Here is a 4,856-nt window from a genome sequence, read left to right on the forward strand (position 1 = left end):
GTCCCGGCCCGGTGCTGACCCCCTTCATCCAGGCGCGGATCGATGCCGATCCTGATCCTGAAGCCAAGCGGCGGGAATACGCCGCGGCGACGCTATTGGGCCGGATTGCAAAACCAGAGGAAATCGCGGCCGTCGTCGCTTTTGTTGCCTCGGACCTAGCGTCCTTCATGACCGGCGCAGTGCTTGCTGTCGATGGTGGCGCGACGGCAATCTGAACCCTGCCGCGCCCGCACAGACCCGGCAAGAAACGAGAAGGGGCGCCCGTAGGCGCCCCCTTTCTTACGCGTTCCCGGGATTGCGCTTACTGTCCGCTCTTGAAGGTCGTCCAGGCGCGATTCAGGTCACGAAGAAACTCCGGCGAATAGGCCTTGATCGGATAAAGCTTGTCGCGCATCTCCTGCGAGGGATAGGTTCCAGGATCGTTGCGGATGTCGTCAATGACCAGCTCTGTCGCTGCGGCATTCGCGTTGGCATAATAGACATAATTGGTCACGCCCGCGATCACCTCAGGCTCAAGGATGTAATTGATGAAGGCCAGGGCCTCGTCGGGATGCGTCGCATCGACAGGGATGGCCATCACGTCAAGATAGACGTTCGTGCCTTCCTTCGGGATCGAATAGGTGACGTCCAGTGTCTTGCCGGCGCCATCGGCGCGCAGCAGGGCGATGCCGACATCACCGTTGTAGACAACGCCAAGGCACATCTCGCCCTGGGCGATGTCGTCGATGACCTTGCCGTTGTTGAAATGCGTAAGATAGGGCCGGATCGGTGCCAGAAGCGCCATTGCGGCCTCGATATCCTCTGGGGCTTCGCTGTGTGGGTCCTTGCCGAGATAGGTCAGCGCGGCCGGAACGATCTCGCGGGCGGAATCCAGTACGAAAACCCCGCAGTCAGCGAATTTGGCGACGATTTCGGGATTGAAAATCATCTCCCAGCTGTCGATCGGCGCATCCGGCATGCGTTTGGCAACTTCGGCATTGTCAACGACAATGCCGGTGGTGCCCCAGGTGTAGGGCACGGCATAATCATTGCCCGGATCGACCACCGCCAGAATCGACATGAACTGCGGGTCGATGTTGCCAAGATTTGTCAGTTTAGATTTGTCGACCTTCTGATAGGCGCCCGCCTCAATCTGGTTGGCCAGCCGGTTCGAGCCGGGGAAGACAACGTCATAGCCGCTGCCACCGGCCAAAAGCTTGGTCTCAAGCACATCGTTAGAATCGAAAGTGTCGTAGACCGGCTTGATACCGGAGCTCGCCTCGAAATCCGACAGTGTCGTTTCGCCGAAGTAGTCGGCCCAGTTGTAGATGTTGACGGACTTGTCCTGTGCCGATGCCGTCACCGCTGTGCTGGCGGCCAGCATGGTGCAGATCGAAATTGTCTTTAGAGTCATTTCGCCCCCCTTTTGAGCCTATCGTCGATCAGGTGTCCCACCTGTCTCATCGTCCCGAGTTTGCGAGAACTGACCGTTGGAACAATATGGCGATGCATATAGGGCCGCCGGTCAGCTCCGCTCGGCGGCGCGAACCTCGGCCTGCTGACGCAGAACCGCCCGTTTGGATATCAGCGAGGCGGTGATGACCCCGATAGCGACGATAGAGATGAGCAATGTCGACAGGGCATTGATTTCGGGGCTGACGCCCAGCCGGATCGAGGACCATATCTTGATCGGCAGCGTTGTCGTCGAAGGACCGGCGTTAAAGCTGGAGATCACCAGATTGTCGAGCGACAGCGTGAAGGCCAGCAGCCAGCCGGAAATCACTGCTGGTGCGATGATCGGCAGTGTCACCAGTCTGAAAGACTGCCCCGGCGTACAGCCCAAGTCCAGCGCCGCCTCTTCCAGCGAGCGATCGAAGGTGGCAAGGCGCGAGGAAACTACGACCGAGACAAAGCACATCGAAAAGGTGACGTGGGCGAGGATGATTGTGAACATCCCGCGATCTAAACCAATCGCGATGAAGAGCAACAACAGCGACAGGCCGGTGATCACTTCGGGCACGACCAGCGGCGCGTAGATCATGCCCGAAAACAATGTGCGACCGGAAAAGCGACCAGCGCGCACCAGCACCAGTGCCGCCATCGTCCCAAGGACCGTCGCCAGCGTCGAACTGATGATGGCGACCCTGAACGTGACCCACGCCGCATTGACGAAGGCCTCGTTGCGGAAGAGTTCGCCATACCACTTCGTGGAGAAGCCACCCCAGATCGTGACCAGTCGCGAGTCATTGAAACTGAAGGTAATCAGGATCAGCATCGGCAGATACAGGAACACGAACCCCAGCGTGACAGAAGTGGTGTTGAACCACGACATACGTTTCATTTCCCGGCCTCCCGTTGCCTTTGCTCGAGGCGCTGGAACATCACAATCGGGACGATAAGGATCAGCAGCAGAATGACCGCCACTGCCGAGGCCACCGGCCAATCCCGGTTGTTGAAGAACTCTTCCCAAAGCACGCGACCGATCATGATCGTGCTCGAACCCCCCAAAAGTTCAGGGATGACGAATTCGCCAACGGCAGGAATGAAGACCAAGAAACACCCCGCAATGACGCCGTTTTTGGAGAGTGGAAAGGTCACGAGCCAAAAGGCTGTTAGGCGCGAGCAGCCCAGATCCTCGGCCGCCTCAAGTAGCGAATCGTCGAAACGTTCCAGTGCCGAATAGATCGGCAGGATCATGAATGGCAGATAGGTGTAGACGATGCCGATATAGACGGCGGCATTTGTATTCAGGATCGTCAGCGGCTCCGAAATCAGGCCGAGCCCAAGCAGAAGCTGGTTCAGATACCCGTCGCTGGCCAGAATGCCGACCCAAGCATAGACGCGGATCAGAAAGCTTGTCCAGAACGGCAGGATGACGAGCATCATCAAGGTCGGGCGCCATTGCCGGGGGGCGCAGGCCATACCGTAGGCAACCGGATAGGCGACCAGCAGCGTCAGCACCGTCGCGGTCGTAGCGACCCGCAGCGAGTTGAGATAGGCCTTCCAGTAAAGATCATCTTCGGCAAGGAAGGCAAAATTCGCCAAATCGAGCCCGGACAGAAATGCCCGGAAACCTGTCCAACCCTGCGTTATGTCAAGATGCGGAGTATATGGCGGAATGGACATTGCGGCGTCGCTGAGGCTGATCTTGAAGACGATCAGGAACGGCACAAGAAACAGGGCTGCCAGCCAAAGGAACGGAACCGAGATAAGGCCAAGGCGGCGCATCGTGCTCAATCCTTCAACAGAACTGGGGCCGTGGCCGTCCAGCTTAGCCAGATCGAATCGTTCACCGACACATTGCGCCGTGACAGGCGTCTTGTGTTTGTCGTCTGAGCCTTGATCCTTCGGCCGCCCGCCAGTTCGACATGATAGGTCGACAGATTGCCCGTGTAGGCAATTTCGTGGACCCTGCCCTGCAAGAGGTTGGGTGACTCTGCCGGTTTCTCGGCGGAGATGGCGATCTTTTCCGGCCGGATCGACAGAAAGCAGGCCTGCCCGTTGTCCAACTGGATATCCGACTGCACATGCAGCTTGGGCTGCCCCTCGGCAAAGCTTATCGCATAACCGCCGGCTTCGGGTTCGGCCTTGCCCTCGATGATATTCACTTCGCCAATGAAATCGGCCACATAGACCGAGTTCGGCATCTCGTAGATCCGCGCTGGCGAATCGGCCTGGATGATCTTGCCGTGATCCATCACTGCCACTCGCGATGCCACGGTCATGGCCTCTTGCTGGTCGTGGGTCACGATGACGAAAGTGGTTCCTGTCCGCTTCTGGATGTCCATCAACTCAAGTTGCGTGGCCTGCCGCAGCTTGGCGTCCAAAGCGCCCATCGGTTCGTCGAGAAGAAGGAGTTTGGGGGCCTTCGCAAGGCTGCGCGCAAGCGCGACCCGCTGGCGCTGACCACCGGAAATCTGATGCGGTTTGCGGTGAACGAACTGCTCGAGCCGGGTCAGCTTCAGCATCTCGTCCACGCGCGCGGCAATCTGGTCCTTCGGCATGCGGTCACGTTTCAGCCCGAAGGCTATATTCTCCCACACCGACAGATGCGGGAACAGCGCGTAAGACTGGAACATCATGTTCACTGCGCGCTTGTTTGGCGGGATCGGTGCCAGGTCTTGGCCGTCTAGAGATATCGTGCCCTCAGTCGGGGTTTCGAAACCCGCCAGCATCCGCATCATCGTGGTCTTGCCGCACCCTGACGGGCCAAGAAGAGCAAAGAACTCGCCACTGTAGATGTCGAACGACTGGCTGTCGATTGCAGTGAAGTTACCAAAGCGTTTGGTCACATTCCTGAACTCGATCAATGGCCTGGCGCCCGGATCGTTCCAGGGTTCAATTGGTTCGGCCACCATCTGTTTCTCCTGAGTATGTCGGTCGCAAGGCCAGTTCACTGAATGGCAGCTGGCTCGCTCGCAGCCACCTCTCAAGTTCATGAAACAGTAGTCCAATCACCTGCTTCAACAATATGTAAGAACATATAGCCGATGTGTCGCGGGCGCTGCGGTCGGCCTTAGTCCCGACCAAGGTGCGCTGTCGTGACCATTCAATTTGACGCTGCCATGAAACCGCAACTCCGTCTTGTGGACAACCTTTGGCTATGTCCTTAAGCTGCCTTGGCAGGCTGGGTTTGCCACAGAGAGGGAGCAAGGTGTCAATGCATATCGATGGCTTGCAGGGGGGGGCAAAAATAGACTTCGCGCGAGTTCTCGACGCAATCGCGGATATGAACGATCAGGCCACGTTGAGCTGTTTTTTCGCGCAGCTTTGCGATTTGCTGAAACGCACGTGTTCGATCACTTCGCTTGCCGCATTCGAGTTCCGAAAGGACATGCAGCCACACTTGATTTTTGTCGATGGTCCAGGGGGCGGTG

At 57.9% G+C, this 4,856-nt stretch carries 6 protein-coding genes; 1 reads left to right on the forward strand and 5 read right to left on the reverse strand.

Features of this window, described 5'->3' with window-relative positions; translation table 11 throughout:
• On the forward strand, nucleotides 1-215 hold a 215-nt coding region (locus WBB85_RS11955), incomplete at its 5' end, for an SDR family oxidoreductase (RefSeq protein WP_432638836.1).
• An 86-nt stretch (nucleotides 216-301) separates the two neighbouring features.
• Here WBB85_RS11955 and WBB85_RS11960 read toward each other — a convergent pair.
• The 5 genes from WBB85_RS11960 to WBB85_RS11980 form a co-directional block, all read right to left on the reverse strand.
• Nucleotides 302-1,393, reverse strand: a complete 1,092-nt coding sequence (locus WBB85_RS11960) for an extracellular solute-binding protein (RefSeq protein ID WP_432638837.1) — start codon at nucleotides 1,391-1,393, stop codon at nucleotides 302-304.
• A gap of 111 nt (nucleotides 1,394-1,504) precedes the next feature.
• Nucleotides 1,505-2,320 (reverse strand): ABC transporter permease, encoded by an 816-nt coding sequence (locus WBB85_RS11965; RefSeq protein ID WP_432638838.1) that lies wholly within the window; start codon nucleotides 2,318-2,320, stop codon nucleotides 1,505-1,507.
• On the reverse strand, nucleotides 2,317-3,207 hold the full coding sequence (locus WBB85_RS11970) for an ABC transporter permease subunit (protein WP_432638839.1): 891 nt from the start codon (nucleotides 3,205-3,207) through the stop codon (nucleotides 2,317-2,319). The genes WBB85_RS11965 and WBB85_RS11970 overlap by 4 nt, the downstream gene beginning before the upstream one ends.
• 5 nt (nucleotides 3,208-3,212) lie before the next feature.
• Entirely contained in the window at nucleotides 3,213-4,337 is a 1,125-nt protein-coding gene (locus WBB85_RS11975) for an ABC transporter ATP-binding protein (protein WP_432638840.1), read from the reverse strand.
• A gap of 299 nt (nucleotides 4,338-4,636) precedes the next feature.
• On the reverse strand, nucleotides 4,637-4,856 hold a 220-nt coding region (locus WBB85_RS11980; RefSeq protein WP_432638841.1), incomplete at its 5' end, for a hypothetical protein.

Origin of the sequence: Albidovulum sp., from assembly GCF_049646345.1 — a bacterium.
Lineage (GTDB): Bacteria > Pseudomonadota > Alphaproteobacteria > Rhodobacterales > Rhodobacteraceae > Albidovulum.